The following is a 14,033-nucleotide window of genomic DNA, read 5'->3' as shown; positions in this document are numbered from 1 at the left end:
CAATCTGCAAGAACCCCGCCTTTGTACTAAGCCGGGCAGCGGCGGGCAACAAAAAAAGGCCCGCGCGTGGCGGGCCGAAGCGGTGCAGCAGCAGTGAGGCAGCAGTTACGAATGCAACCGGTGCGGCAGCCGGCGGGTCAGTCCCGGCCGCGGCCGCGCCGTCGATGGTCGTCGTTACCGCGCCCGCGACGATGCTCGTCGCTGTGGCCGCGCCGGCGCTCGTGCTTCTTGTCGCGGCCATGATCACGACGATGGTCGTGGCGGCGGTCGTGGCGACGGTCGTCCCAGTCGCGGCGGTCACGGTAGTCCCGGTAGTAGCGACGGTCACGATAGTCACGATGGTCGTCGTACTGACGATAGTAGCGCCGGTACCAGTCCCGGTAGTGGCGACGGTCGTGCGCCCAGCGGCGTTTGCGGTGATCGTAGTACCGGTCGTAGTAGTACTGACGCCGCAGGTCACGATACCAGCGGCGCCCATCGCGGGGGTCGTAGCCGAAGAAGAAGCCGTCCCGGTCCCGGTAGAAGAAACCGAAATCGCTCGTGCGGTGGACCGGCAACCGGTCGTGCGCGACGCGATGCGGCTTCTCGACCTGCCAGGCGGCATCGACTGCCGTGCCGGGCTGGTTCACGCCTCCGGCGCCGGCCGGACCCGCGAGCGCGAGGCCTGCGGCGAGCGCCGCAACGCCTGCGAAACGGGTAAGGATCCTGCTTTCCATGATGCGCCTCCTTTGCGGCGGGTTCGGGCACAGTTTCGACCAGACGGCATGAACGGGCCCTGAACGCGGGGCGTCCGCGGCCAGTGGCGGCTGCACCGCTATCGTGCGACTATTCGGCCATCCCCGTTTTCCGATTCCCTGCAGTAAATAGACGATAAATACACCGGGAGAAGTGGCGATGAAGACCCGCGCAGCCGTGGCCTGGGAAGCAGGCAAACCCCTCGAGATCGAGACCATCGACCTGGCCGGCCCGAAGGACGGCGAGGTATTGCTGAGGAACGTCGCCACCGGGGTCTGCCACACCGACGCCTACACGCTGTCGGGCGCCGACCCGGAGGGTCTTTTCCCCGCCATCCTCGGGCACGAGGGCGGCGCCGTCGTGGAAGAGATCGGTGCCGGCGTGACCAGCGTCAAACCGGGCGACCACGTGATCCCCCTGTACACGCCCGAGTGCGGCGAGTGCAGCTTCTGCACGTCGGGCAAGACCAACCTCTGCCAGGCGATCCGCGCGACCCAGGGCCAGGGCCTGATGCCCGACGGCACGTCGCGCTTCTCGAAGGACGGCAAGACGATCTTCCACTACATGGGCACCTCGACCTTCAGCGAATACACCGTGCTGCCGGAGATCGCCGTGGCGAAGATCAGCCCCGAGGCGCCGCTGGAGAAGGTCTGCCTGCTCGGCTGCGGCATCACCACGGGCATCGGCGCCGTGCTGAACACGGCGAAGGTGGAGCCGGGTGCGACGGTGGCGGTGTTCGGACTCGGCGGGGTGGGCCTGTCGGTGATCCAGGGAGCGGTCATGGCACGGGCGGGCCGCATCGTCGCCATCGACGTGAACCCGGACAAATTCGAGCTCGCGCGCCAGCTCGGCGCCACCGACACGGTGAACCCGAAGGAATACGACGCGCCCATCCAGGAAGTCATCGTGGATCTGACCGACGGCGGCGTGGACTATTCCTTCGAGTGCGTCGGCAACGTGCAGCTCATGCGCGCCGCGCTGGAGTGCTGCCACAAGGGCTGGGGCGAGTCGGTGATCGTCGGCGTCGCCGGCGCCGGGGAGGAGATCTCCACCCGCCCCTTCCAGCTGGTGACGGGGCGCGTCTGGCGCGGCACCGCCTTCGGCGGCACGAAGGGACGCAGCCAGTTGCCGGGGATGGTGGATCAGTACCTGCACGGCGAGATCCGGGTGGACGAGTTCATCACCCACACCATGCCGCTGGAGGACATCAACCAGGCCTTCGACCTCATGCACGAGGGCAAGAGCATCCGCACGGTCATCCATTTCTGACCGGCCGCGGTACGCCCGCATGTCGGAAGTCGCCGTCGCCACGACCTCGCCCCTCGCCGCCGAGGCGGCGCTGGCGGTCATAGAGGACGGCGGCAACGCCGTGGATGCGGCGGTGGCCGCGTCGATGGCATCCACCAACACCCAGCCCGGTGTGTGTGCGCTGGCCGGCGGCGGCTATGCCGTGGTGTGGCCGCCGGACGGCGATCCGGTCACCATCGACGGCTACGTCGAGATGCCCGGCCGCGGCCTGGCCGCCGACGCCCCGGGCCGGGGCGGCATTCGCGTGGCCATGGACTACGGCGGCGGGCTCGAGACCGTCATCGGCCCGGGCTCGGTGGCCGTGCCGGGCACGCCGGCCGCGCTGGCCGAGGCTTCCCGGCGCTACGGCAGGCTGCCGTGGGCGGCGCTGTTGGAGCCGAGTATCCGCGCCGCGCGGGCGGGCTTCCCGCTCGCCTCGGCCTGCCACCATTACCTGGAATACTCCGGCGACGTCGTCTTCAGCCGCTCGCCGGACTCCCGCGCCGCCATCCACGACGACGACGGCAGGCTGCTCGCGCCCGGCGACACCGTGCACGTGCCCCATCTCGCCGACAGCCTCGAGCTGATCGCCCGCGACGGGGTGCGGGCGTTCTATGAGGGCGAGCTTGCGCAAGCCATCGTGCAGCACGTGCGCGCTGGCGAAGGCGCGCTGACGCTGGCGGACATGGCCGCCTACCGTCCCATCCTGCGGCCGGCGCTCACCATCCGCACCGGCGGCTGGGATATCGCCACCAATCCGCCGCCCGCCATCGGCGGCGCGGTGCTCGGCGCCATGCTGGAGCAACTCGACCACGAGACCCTGGACGACTGGACGGAAAAGACCGTCGCCCGCCTGATCGCGGCGATGCACGGCGCGCTCACCTGGCGCCGCGAGCGCCTGGACCTGGCCGAGGACCCGGCGGGCGAGGGCGAGGCGCTGCTGGCCGCCGCGCGGCGGGGGGAGCTGGGCCGGTTGCCGGCGTTGCGCGAGTCGGGCTCCACGGTGCACACGTCGGCGGTCGACGCGCAGGGACTCGCGTGCGCCATCACCGTCTCCTCCGGCTACGGTTCCGGGGAAATGCCGCCCGGCACGGGGCTGTGGCTGAACAATTGTCTCGGCGAGATCGAGCTGAACCGGCGCGGCCTCGTGTGCGGCCCGGCGGGCACCCGGCTGCCCTCCAACATGGCCCCGACCACCGCTCGCAGCGACGGCCGCGTGCTGGCCATCGGCACGCCCGGCGCGGGCCGCATCACGACCGCGCTGTGCCAGGTACTCGTCAACTTCTTTCGCCTCGGCTTGGGACTGGATGCCGCGGTCGCGCATCCGCGGCTGCACGTGGAGATCCGCGACGACGGCGATCGGGTGGCCTGCGAGCCCGGATTGCCCATGCCCGACGTCGGGCTGCCCGTGCGCACTTTCGACGGGCTCAGCATGTACTTCGGCGGCGTCGGCGCGGTGCTGCACGACGAGCGCCGCGGCTTCGAGATCGCCGCCGATCCGCGGCGGGCGGGCGGCGTATGCCTCGGACGCGCCTCGCCACTTGCCACGCCCCCTGCCACGGACTCTGGCCCCGCCGCAGGCGATGCCGCAGAATAGCGCCCCGCCATGACCGCGACAGACACCACATTCCTGACGGCGGAAGGCCTGCTGCCCACGCCGCTGCCAGACGATCCGATGCCGGTGGCCGCCGCCTGGCTGGCCGAGGCCACCGAACGGGCGCTGCAGCCGAACCCGAACGCACTCGTGATCACCACCGTCGGGCGCGAGACGCAGCCCACGGCCCGGGTGGTGCTCTGCAAGGAATTCGTGGCCGACCCGGGTTACCTCGTGTTCTACACGAATTACCAGTCGCGCAAGGCCCGGGAGATCGCGGCGAACTCGCGGGTGGGCGCGCTGTTCCACTGGGACGGACTGGGACGGCAGGTGCGCATCGAGGGCGTGGCCATAAGATCGCCGGCGGAAGAGAGCGATGCCTACTTCGCCGGCCGCCCCCGCGGCAGCCAGCTCGGCGCCTGGGCCAGCGACCAGAGCGAACCCATGGCCTCCCGCGAGGCACTGCTGGAGCAGCTGCACGCGCGGGCCGGCGAACTCGGCGTCTCCGTGCCGCCGGGCGACGAGCCCGGCATCCCGCGGCCGGCACACTGGGGCGGCTTCCGGCTGTGGGCATCGCGGGTGGAGCTGTGGACCGAGGGCGCGTCGCGCATCCACGACCGGGCGCTCTGGGAGCGCCGGCTGACCCGCGATTCGGAGCACAGTTTCCAGACGGGCGACTGGCAATCCACGAGGCTGCAGCCATGACCGCCTGGCTCGAGAACCGGGACATCACCTGCCCCTGGTGCTGGGAGACCATCAGCGTGGAATTCGACCTGTCTGCCGGCGGACAGGGTTACGTGGAAGACTGCCAGGTCTGCTGCCAGCCGATCGAGATCGCGTTCGAAGTCGATGACGGGGAACTCAGCGACGTCCGTGCCGAGCGATCGTCTTAAGCGGACCCTGCTCCCGCTGCTCGCCGGCATGGTGGCCGCCGTGCCGGTCGCAGCGGTGGAGCTGGGCGTCAGCGAAGGCACCAACATCGCGGTGACCGCGTCCGCCGACGGCCGCGCCCTGGTTTTCGATCTCTACGACCGGCTCTGGCGCCTGGACCGCCGCGGCGGCATGGCCGAGCCATTGACCGGCCCCGAGCTGGCGCTGCGCCGCCCGGACATGCGCGGCGACGGCACCATCGTCGCGGAGGGCGACGACGGCACCGCGCGCAGACTGTGGCTGGTGGAGCCCGACGGCTCGGCCCGGCCGCTGACGGACGGCGAGGGCCGGGACACGGCGCCGCACTGGTATCCGGACGGCCGGCGCGTGATCTTCAGCTCGGACCGCGCCGGGTCGGCAGATCTTTATGCGGTCGACGTCACCGACGGCACGGTCAGCACGCTGACCCGTACGCCGGGCACCGACGAACTGGACCCGACCGTCTCGTCCAGCGGCCGACTGACGGCCTGGATCACCCGCACCGCCGGTCGCTGGGAACTCTGGCTGCGCGACCGCGCGGCCGCGCCCCGTCTCGTCTACGCGGCAGGGCACCGGCTGTCCGCGCCGTCGATCCGGCCCGACGACAGCGTCGTCGTCCTGGTGGAGGAACCGCCGGAGGGCACGCAGCTCACCGCCGTGATCCTGTCCGACCCCGCGGTGGCGAAGGCGCTGGCACGGGACGAGGACTTCTTCCGCCGCCCCGTGGAGTGGCTCGCCCGGAATCGCCTCGCATACACCGCCGATGGCCGCATCCGCACCCGGGTGTTCGGCGAGCTGCGCGGAACGGAAGTGGCCTGGACGGCCTGGATATCGCCGGCCGGGCCGCCCGGCATCCGCTCGGATCTCGACGGCGACACGCCGCTGCTGCATCACGGGCGCTACGTGATACGCGCAGGCCGGGTGTTCGACGGCAGCGGCCCGGCCTACCGGGAAGGCGTCGACGTCGTCGTCGAGGACGACCGCATCGTCGAGGTGAGCGAGCGGCGTCAGCGGGACGGCGTGGACGTGCTCGAATTCCCGGATGCCGTCCTGCTGCCCGGCCTGCTCCAGCTGGGGCTCGCCGACGGCGTCCGCGCCGAAGACGGCCCGTTGCTGCTCGGCTGCGGCGTCACCACCGTGGTGGACCTGCCTTCCCCGGCCGCGGATCGTCCGTCGCCGCCGGACGGGTGGAATTCGGGCGCCGTGCCGGGGCCGACGCTCGTCTCCGGACAGGCGCCCGACGGCGGACTGGTGGACGTGCGCGGGATCCGGGACCGGGCCCGGAGACTGGAGCGCATCCGGGAGGCGCGGGCAGCCGGAGCCACGGTGATCACCGATCGCCTGTATCCGGATCTCGAGGCGGGCGCCTCGCTGCTGGGCGTCGGCAGCCAGCTGCCGACCTCCCCCGCCGGCCGCCGCTACGAAGACGTGCGCCGACTGCTGGCCGCCGCCGGCGCCAGGCGGATCGCCGACCGCCCCGGCAACCCGGGCCCGTGCAGCGTCCGCGAACAGCTCCGACGACTGCAGCGGCAGGGAGCCAGCGCGTACGAGGCTCTGCGCCGCCACACCGTCGAGGCCGCCCGCCTGGTGGGCCTGGAGGACAGCCGGGGCCGCCTGGAGCCGGGCCACCGGGCGGACCTGCTGCTGGTCGCAGGCGACCCGTTGCGGACCGCCGCCGACGCCGCCGAGGTGCGGGCGGTGGTCACCGGCGGCCGCTTCTTCACCCCGGCCGGCCTGACCGCCGCCCCGGACCCGGCTTCGCCGGCGGAAGTGTCGGATAATTTGACAAAATCAGGCGATTCTGAGCTACTGTCGCCGATCGGCGACAGTTTTGACATAACGGACTCGAGCGGTGAGAGCTGGCGATACCCGCCAGTCCCGCGCTAAGCGCCCGTTTTTGCTGGCCGGCACGCAGAACCACGGCCCGGCAGCCGCCTGCCGGCGCGTCGATTTTCTTTACGAAACCGTCCGGCCCGTGGCTGTCGTTTGTCAACAACGGGGAACAATTGGCTGAAAGGCAAAGAGAATTCGATGGCTGGCACAGCCCTTGCTTTAGCAAGCTCTGCCCAAGCGAAAAGGTAACTGATTCGGGAGGTCAAACGAGAACCCTACCAACAAGGATTCACAAGCCAGAAGACAAGTCACAACAACAACAAGAACGAGAACAAGAACAACACGCAAAAAAACAATAACCAGAAGAAGAAACGCTTGTCTGGCCCGAAGAATCAGCCTACCTGACAACAATAAGAAGAAGTCCTGTTGACCCCGTTCGCTCTTGCTGCGGGGTTTTTCTTTTCCGGGCATGATGAGCGGCCACGGACGCCGACCATACCGCTGCCGATGCCCATGCCGATGCACAAGGCCCGATCCACCGTCTTCCGCAAACTGCGCATCGCGCTCCTGCTCTACGTGCTGCTGTTCGTCGCGGCGGGCGCGTGGATCAGCCGTGCGGCCACCACGGACTGGGACGACACCCTGTACGTGAACCTCTATCCGGTGAACGGCGACGGCAGCGACGCCGCGGCCGCCTGGATCGAAGGGCTGGAAGAAAGAGACTTCGAGCCGATCGAGCGGTATCTCCAGTCCGAGGCCGAGCGCTACGGCAGACGGCCGGCCAGGACCCTCGACATCACCCTGGGTCCGACGATGGACGAGGGGCCGCCCCGGCCGCCGGAGGAGGCCAACGTACTGCAGGTCGCGGCCTGGAGCCTGCAGCTGCGGTGGTGGTCATGGCGGGCCACCCGGGACGACGGCGTGCCCGAGCCCGACATCAAGCTCTTCGTCCGTTACTTCGCGCCGGATGACGAGGTGGTGCTGGACCCCTCCCTGGGGCTCGAGAAAGGACTGGTGGGCGTCATCAACGCGTTCGCCAGCCGCGCGATGCGGGGCGCCAACGGGGTGGTCATCACCCACGAGTTGCTGCACACCCTCGGCGCCACGGACAAGTACGACCCGGCGACGTCGCTGCCCCTGCTGCCAGCGGGCCTGGCCGATCCCGACCGCGTGCCGCTGTACCCCCAGTCCCGCGCCGAGATCATGGCCGGGCGCATCGCGGTCTCACCCACCGAGGCGCGCATCCCGGCAAATCTGGGACGCACGACCATCGGCCCCCTCACGGCGGCGGAGATCGGGCTGATCCGCTGAGTCGCGGGTTATCATGGCCGCCCATGGACCCGGGCCGCACATCGGAGCCGATCTACTCCCTGACAGCCGCCGCGCTCGACGTGTCGGTGCCCGGCCGGCTGCTGGTGCGAGCGCTGGATCTCCGGCTGGCCCCGGGCGAGTTCGTCGCGGTGCTCGGCTGCAACGGCAGCGGCAAGACGATGACCCTGGAGACCCTCGCCGGGCTGCGGCCGCCCCGGGCCGGAGACATCCGCTACTTCGGCCGACCCGCTGGCGAGTGGCGCCGACCCGACCTGGCCCGCCGGCTCGCGCTGCTGCCCCAGGACCAGGAGGACCTGTTCCCCAGCACCGTGCTCGAGGAGGCGCTGATCGGCCGGCACCCGCACATCGGCCGCTGGCGCTGGGAGAGCGAGGCGGACCGGCGGATTGCACTGACGGAACTGGAGCGGGTCGGCCTCGCGGGCCTCGCCGACCGGGACACCACCACCCTGTCGGGCGGCGAGCGGCGCCGGCTGGCCATCGCCCAGACCCTGAGCCAGCGGCCCGAGCTGTTCCTGCTGGACGAGCCCACCAACCACCTCGACCCCCAGCACCAGCTGCTGACGCTGGACGTGATCCGCGAGCGGGTCGCCGCCGGCGCGGCCGCCGTGGTCAGTCTGCACGACGTCAACCTGGCGGCCCGTTACGCCGACCGCTGCCTGTTGCTGGACGGTGAGGGCGGCTGGGAGCTGGGGGATACGGACGCCGTGCTGAATGCCGACAGCCTCAGCCGCCTCTACCGCACCCCGATGTCGGCGGTGGACTGGCGCGGCGGACGACTCTTCGTCCCGGACGGCTCAGCCGGCCCCGCCGCCCGGCCCTGAGGGCCACTCCAGCATCCCCCGCAGCACGGGGTGCAGGGACGGATTGGCGGCCAGTACGGTGGTGGTGGCCAGCCCCGGCGGCCCCCCGGCCAGGTCCGTGAAGATGCCGCCCGCCTCGCGCACGATGACCGCCAGCGCCGCGATATCGAGGATGTTCACGTCGGACTCGACCACGGCATCGATGCGCCCGGAGGCGAGCAGGTGGTAGTGGTAGAAGTCGCCGTAACCGCGGATGCGGTCGGCCCTCGCGACCACCTCGCCCCAGGCAGGCCAGCGCGCGCTCAGCGCCAGGCTGCGCAGGTTACCGCCCGACACCGCGGCGTCTTCCAGCGTCGCGACGCCGCTGACGCGGACGGGCGCCCCGTCCAGCCAGGCGCCCTGCCCCCGCTCCGCCCAGGCCAGCTCGCCGAAGGCCGGCGCGCTGGAGACGCCGAGGACGAGTTCGCCGTCTTCCATCAGCGCGATCTGCGTGGAGAAGAAGGGATAGCGGCGGACGAAACTCTTGGTGCCGTCGATCGGATCCACCAGCCACAGGAATGGCGAGTCCCGGTCGGCGCGGCCGGTCTCCTCGCCATAGAAGCCGTGGTCCGGGTAGCGCTCGGCGATAACGCGGCGGATAGTGCGCTCGGCCTCGACGTCCGCGTCGGTCACCGGCGAGCGGTCGGACTTCGAGCGCACCTCGATGTCCTCGCCGTAGTGATCGTAGTAATGACGGATCACCTCGGCCGCCGCTCGGGCGGCGGCCAGCGCCGTCTCCAGTCTTTCCGAATGTGCCATCGCCCGGCCCGTCTCCGCGACGGCCGCATTCTACGCCAATGCGGCAAAGCTGTTGCCGCGTCGTCTTGACACCCCATGCACGGGCCCCGAGAATCGAGCGCGAACACCAGGTGAGTCTGCAGCGGCGCTGCAGACGAACGGGAAGCCGGTGGTGCCGCCCTGATCCGGGCGGCCGATTCCGGCGCTGCCCCCGCAACGGTGATCGAGTGAAGGACGAAGCGTCGGACCGGTTCCCGGCTCCGAAGCCACTGTGAGGCGACTCACGGGAAGGTGCTCCGTCCAGGGCCATGACGGCCCGCTCGTCAGCCCGGAGACCGGCCTGGTGTCATGGTGGCGGCGCGGAGGGCGCAGGCCGGACCGATGTAACCCATCGACCCGACTCTCTCCCCTTCCCGGCCGCGGAATACGAACGAAGACGTGCGGCGGGCACGCGGGGGACAGCAATGAACGAATCTTCTCGGACGGTCACGCGACTGGGCGCGGCCATGGCGGTGACCGTGGTCGCGATGCTGGCCGCGGCGGCAGCCGCGGCCCAGGCGCAGTCGGACGGTGCGGCGGCCTGGACGAGCTCGTCGGCCAGATCTAATTCGCCGGCCGGTCTCGACACGCTGATCGTCACCGCGACGCGCACGCCGATCCCGGCTTCCGAGTCCCTGGTGCCGGTCACCGTGATCACCCGCGAGCAGATCGAGCGCTCCCTGGCCACGGACGTGCTGGACCTGCTGCGTTTCGAGGCCGGCCTCGACGTGGCCCGCACCGGCGGGCCCGGCCAGGCGGCAGCGGTGTTCGTGCGCGGCTCCGAGAGCAATCACGCACTGGTGCTGATCGACGGCGTACGCATAAACCCGGGCACGATCGGCGCGGCGCCTTTGCAGAATCTGGCGCCCTCGGTCATCCAGCGCATCGAGATCGTGAAAGGCGTTCGCTCCTCCCTGTACGGCACGGACGCGATCGGCGGCGTGATCAACATCATCACCCGCGGCGGCCGCGAGCGCAGCGAGACCGCCGTGCGCAGCGGCAGCTTCGACACCCGCCAGATACAGACGTCACTCGGCCGCCGGGCCGGCGCCGTCGACCTGGGTCTGAACCTGGACTGGTCGGAGACGAACGGCTTCCCCACCTACCGGGACGACGACAACGACCGCGGCTACGACAACTTCTCCGCCAACGCCCACGCCGGCATGTCCCTCGGTCCGGCCGCAGTCACCCTGCGTCACTGGCAGGCTACCGGCACCACGGAGTACTCCGACTTCTTCCGCATCCCGGTGGACCAGGACTACCTGAACGCCGTCTCCGCGCTGGAAGTGGCTACCCCGATCGGCGGGCTGGGGGACGCGCGGGTGATCCTGAGCCACCTGCGCGACGAGATCGAGCAGAACCAGGCGCCCGACTTCGTCGAGTCGGAACGCAGTACCCTGGACCTGCAGCACACCTTCCCTTCGTGGCATGGTCACACGCTCATGGCCGGTGCCTACCTCGTGGAGGAGGACGCGAGCGCGCTGTCCTTCGGGCTGGGTTTCGACGAAGACACGAGCGTGCGTGCGCTGTTCCTGCAGGATCTTATCCGGCAGGGCGACCACGAAGTGCAGCTCGCCGCCCGCTACACCGATCACAGCGACTTCGGCGGCCAGTCCACCTGGAACGCCGAATACGGCTATCGCATCAACCCGCGCTGGCGGGTGTCGGCCGGCATCGGCACCGCCTACCGGGCGCCGGACGCCACGGACCGCTTCGGTTTCGGCGGCAATCCCGACCTGGAGCCGGAGACCGCCCGCGAGGCCCAGCTGGTGCTGCGTTACGCGCCCGCACCGGACTCGCGGGTCAGCGTGGAGTTCTATCACAAGGACATCGACGACCTGATCGAGTTCGACCTGGCCGCCTTCCGCCTGCGCAACATCGATACCGCCGAGATTCGCGGCCTGCAGGTATCCTGGGACAGGCGCTGGGAGGACTGGGAGATGCGTGTCTCCGCCGTGCGCCAGCAGGCGCGCGACGGCGCCACCGACGAACGGCTGCTGCGCCGGGCCGAGAAGAGCGTGAGCCTGACGGCGAGCCGCGATATCGGCCGGCATACGCTCGGGCTGTCCCTGGTGGCGAACGGCGACCGGGCCGGCGTGGGCGGCGAGACGATGAGCGGCTACCTGCTGACGAACGTGAACGCGCGCTTCCGGCTGAGCGAATCCTGGCGCCTCACCGGCCGCGTCGAGAACCTGCTCGACCGGGACTACGAGACGGCGGCCGGCTTCAACATGGCAGGCCGCAGCGGTTATCTGGAACTGGGCTACGCCTGGCGCTGAAGCGCCGGCCACCGACAAGGAGTCGACATGGGCAATCGCCTGACCAAGATCTATACGCGCACCGGCGACGACGGCACCACGGGCCTCGGCGACGGCAGCCGCACGGCCAAGGACTCACCCCGGGTGGAGGCCTACGGGACGGTGGACGAGGCCAACAGCTGCATCGGCATGGTGCTGGCGACGGATGCGGTGCCGGACGACGTCCGCGACTGCCTGGAGCGGGTGCAGCACGAGCTGTTCGATCTGGGCGGCGAACTCTGCATCCCGGGCCACCTGGCGATCACGCCGGACTACGTCACCCGGCTGGAGCAGGCCCTGGACGGCTACAACGAGGGCCTGCCGGCGCTGAAGGATTTCATCCTGCCCGGCGGCGGGCCGGGCGCCGCCGCCTGCCACCTGGCACGCACGGTCTGCCGGCGCGCCGAGCGCCGGGTGAGCACGCTCGGCCGCGAGGAAGCCATCAACCCGGATTCGCTGCGCTATCTCAATCGCCTCTCGGACCTGCTGTTCGTGATCGCGCGCATCCTCGCCCGCGCGGAGGACGGCACCGAGGTGCTGTGGAAGAGCGGCCGCAGCGGCGGCGCAGCCTGACCCGGTCGGAAGGCTGACGCGCCCGCTCAGGGCGCCGCTGCGGATAGCTCCCGGCGGGATGCTTCGATGGCGGCGCAGATATCCGCGGCGCCCTGCACCAGCCGCGGCGACGGCCGGGCCAGCGTATCCGGCGGGACGGTGCGCAGGTTGCCCGCCCGCACCGCGGCGAGGGACTGCCACGCCCGCCAGCGTTCCAGCACGCCGGTCTCTCCCGCCGGTGCCAGGATCACCTCCGGGTCCCGGGACAGCACCGACTCCACGGTGACGACCGGCGCGAGTTCGTCCAGGTCCGAGAAGACGTTACTCCCCCCGCACAGGCGGATGAGTTCGCTGATGTAGTGGCCGCCGTTCACCGTGTACAGCGGCCGGCTCGCCACCTGATAGAAGACCCTGAGCGGTCGTGCGTCGTCGTGGCCGGACACCGCCAACTCGAGCGCCCGCAGGAATTCCGCGGCCGCGCGATCCGCCGTCTCCGCCGTGCCCAGCCGCTCGCCGAGGTCCCGGATGGCGGCGGCCACGTCTGCCACGCTGCGGGTGCGGACCACCATCACGGTGTAGCCGAGTCCTCGCAGCCTGTCGGTCAGCGCCTCCGGCGTACCGCCTTCCCAGGCCAGGATGAGATCCGGATCGATCACCGCGATGCGTTCCATGTCCACGCGAAACGCATCGCCGATGCGCGGCAGTGAGGCGGCAGCGGGCGGATAGTCCGTGTAGGCCGTGACTCCCGCCAGGCGCTCCCCGGCGCCGGCGGCGAACACCAGCTCGGCCAGGTGCGGCGCCAGCGTGACCACCCGCGCCGGCGGGCCGGCCGGCTGTTCGGCGAGGTCGTCGGCCGGGTCCGCCGCAGCGCCGACGGACGCGGCGAACAGGATCAGCGCCAGGCGGATCAAATGGCGGCGCCGGCCAGTGTCAGGGCCGCGATGGCTACCAGCCAGAAGACCAGCGTGCGGAACACCAGCGTCTTGGCCGCGCGCGCACCGCGGGTCTGACGCTGCTGCTCGCTCTCGCCGTCGACCGGCGTGAGCGCCATGGCGCCGAGACCCACGCGGGCCAGCAGGCGTTCGTTGCCGAGCCCGAGCGTGACCCGTTCTATGCCGAGGCCCGCCCACGCCTGGCGGGCGGTGTCGAAGCTGCCGGTGAGCGCGTAGCCGAGTGCGGTCAGCCGCGCGGGCAGCCAGGCGAGAGCAGCGTGCACCTGTTCGGTGGCCTCGCGGGCGGCGGCGGCAGCAGCCTGGTCGGCCAGGGCCGCCTCGTCGGCCCCCTCCGCCGCGCCCGCCGCCGCGAGCCGCTCCGCCTGGAACACGGCCCGGCGCCGCAGCAGATCCGCGACCCGGAACAGCCAGGCACCCACCGGGCCGAGCACGACGAACCAGAACAGCACGGCGAACATGCGGTTGTTCGCCTGCACGCACACGGCCTCCTGCACTGCGAAACCGCTGGAGACGTCTTCCCCGGCAGCCCGGTGCTCGACCAGCGCGTGGGCCAGCCTGCGTGCCTCCTCGTCGTCGCCGGCCTGGATGGCGTTGCACCAGCGGTCGACCTCTTCGCCGATGTCCTGGGGCCCGAGCGAAAAGAACAGGACGACCACGGACAGGGCCAGATAAGGCAGTCCGAGCAGCACGTCGCCGAGGCCGATGCGCAGGAGGATGATCGGCGAGGCCACCAACAGGACCGTTGCGGCCACGCCGAGCAGCTTCGGTATGGCATCGAAGCGTTGCGCCAGCCGCAGCCCGAAATCGAACAGCCCGTCCAGCCAGCGCAGCTCGCGCAGATGGAACAGCTGGGTCGCCAGTCGCTCCAGGACGATGGCGATGAACAGGGCAATCAGCTTCATGGGCAACCAGCCGGGCGGCTACA

At 70.7% G+C, this 14,033-nt stretch carries 13 protein-coding genes and 1 riboswitch; of the genes, 9 read left to right on the top strand and 4 right to left on the bottom strand.

From position 1 onward, the window contains the following. Nucleotides 1–137: 137 nt before the first annotated feature. Nucleotides 138–716 carry a hypothetical protein gene (locus tag ACJMKZ_RS02600; protein WP_405231637.1) on the bottom strand — a complete coding sequence of 193 codons (579 nt, stop codon included), beginning with the start codon at nt 714–716 and terminating at the stop codon, nt 138–140. 178 nt (nt 717–894) lie between these two features. On the opposite strand from ACJMKZ_RS02600, the gene ACJMKZ_RS02595 reads away from it, so the two are divergent. From ACJMKZ_RS02595 to ACJMKZ_RS02565, 7 genes are all read left to right on the top strand, one after another. After that, nucleotides 895–2,004 carry an S-(hydroxymethyl)glutathione dehydrogenase/class III alcohol dehydrogenase gene (locus ACJMKZ_RS02595; protein ID WP_405231636.1) on the top strand — a complete coding sequence of 370 codons (1,110 nt, stop codon included), beginning with the start codon at nt 895–897 and terminating at the stop codon, nt 2,002–2,004. A gap of 19 nt (nt 2,005–2,023) precedes the next feature. Beyond that, the gene (locus tag ACJMKZ_RS02590) at nt 2,024–3,619 is read left to right on the top strand and encodes a gamma-glutamyltransferase family protein (protein WP_405231635.1); all 1,596 of its coding nucleotides are present in this window, start codon (nt 2,024–2,026) and stop codon (nt 3,617–3,619) included. 9 nt (nt 3,620–3,628) lie between these two features. Then, nucleotides 3,629–4,321: a pyridoxamine 5'-phosphate oxidase gene (gene pdxH / locus ACJMKZ_RS02585; RefSeq protein WP_405231634.1), complete on the top strand. Its 693-nt coding sequence runs from the start codon at nt 3,629–3,631 to the stop codon at nt 4,319–4,321. Then, nucleotides 4,318–4,509 carry a CPXCG motif-containing cysteine-rich protein gene (locus ACJMKZ_RS02580; protein ID WP_405231633.1) on the top strand — a complete coding sequence of 64 codons (192 nt, stop codon included), beginning with the start codon at nt 4,318–4,320 and terminating at the stop codon, nt 4,507–4,509. Before pdxH ends, ACJMKZ_RS02580 begins: the two co-directional genes overlap by 4 nt. After that, complete coding sequence (locus tag ACJMKZ_RS02575; RefSeq protein ID WP_405231632.1) at nt 4,490–6,412, top strand: amidohydrolase family protein; 1,923 nt, start codon at nt 4,490–4,492, stop codon at nt 6,410–6,412. The genes ACJMKZ_RS02580 and ACJMKZ_RS02575 overlap by 20 nt, the downstream gene beginning before the upstream one ends. A gap of 465 nt (nt 6,413–6,877) precedes the next feature. Then, nucleotides 6,878–7,669, top strand: coding sequence for a hypothetical protein (locus tag ACJMKZ_RS02570; protein WP_405231631.1), 792 nt, complete (start codon nt 6,878–6,880; stop codon nt 7,667–7,669). A gap of 23 nt (nt 7,670–7,692) precedes the next feature. Beyond that, complete coding sequence (locus ACJMKZ_RS02565; protein WP_405231630.1) at nt 7,693–8,511, top strand: ABC transporter ATP-binding protein; 819 nt, start codon at nt 7,693–7,695, stop codon at nt 8,509–8,511. Here the strand turns inward: ACJMKZ_RS02565 and ACJMKZ_RS02560 are convergent. Beyond that, on the bottom strand, nt 8,485–9,288 hold the full coding sequence (locus ACJMKZ_RS02560) for an inositol monophosphatase family protein (protein ID WP_405231629.1): 804 nt from the start codon (nt 9,286–9,288) through the stop codon (nt 8,485–8,487). The genes ACJMKZ_RS02565 and ACJMKZ_RS02560 overlap by 27 nt on opposite strands. Nucleotides 9,289–9,379: 91 nt before the next feature. Further along, nucleotides 9,380–9,625: riboswitch (cobalamin riboswitch) on the top strand. A 106-nt stretch (nt 9,626–9,731) separates the two neighbouring features. On the opposite strand from ACJMKZ_RS02560, the gene ACJMKZ_RS02555 reads away from it, so the two are divergent. Next, nucleotides 9,732–11,585, top strand: coding sequence for a TonB-dependent receptor domain-containing protein (locus ACJMKZ_RS02555; RefSeq protein ID WP_405231628.1), 1,854 nt, complete (start codon nt 9,732–9,734; stop codon nt 11,583–11,585). Nucleotides 11,586–11,612: 27 nt separating this feature from the next. Then, nucleotides 11,613–12,176, top strand: coding sequence for a cob(I)yrinic acid a,c-diamide adenosyltransferase (locus ACJMKZ_RS02550; protein ID WP_405231627.1), 564 nt, complete (start codon nt 11,613–11,615; stop codon nt 12,174–12,176). A gap of 26 nt (nt 12,177–12,202) precedes the next feature. Here the strand turns inward: ACJMKZ_RS02550 and ACJMKZ_RS02545 are convergent, their stop codons facing one another. Both ACJMKZ_RS02545 and ampE read right to left on the bottom strand, forming a co-directional pair. Next, nucleotides 12,203–13,066 carry a cobalamin-binding protein gene (locus ACJMKZ_RS02545; protein WP_405231626.1) on the bottom strand — a complete coding sequence of 288 codons (864 nt, stop codon included), beginning with the start codon at nt 13,064–13,066 and terminating at the stop codon, nt 12,203–12,205. Continuing rightward, the gene (gene ampE / locus ACJMKZ_RS02540) at nt 13,063–14,010 is read right to left on the bottom strand and encodes a regulatory signaling modulator protein AmpE (RefSeq protein ID WP_405231625.1); all 948 of its coding nucleotides are present in this window, start codon (nt 14,008–14,010) and stop codon (nt 13,063–13,065) included. Before ampE ends, ACJMKZ_RS02545 begins: the two co-directional genes overlap by 4 nt. Between the last annotated feature and the right edge of the window lie 23 nt (nt 14,011–14,033).

The organism is Lentisalinibacter salinarum (assembly GCF_040706555.1).
Lineage (GTDB): Bacteria > Pseudomonadota > Gammaproteobacteria > Steroidobacterales > Woeseiaceae > Lentisalinibacter > Lentisalinibacter salinarum.
This window is presented reverse-complemented; position numbering and strand designations above follow the sequence as displayed.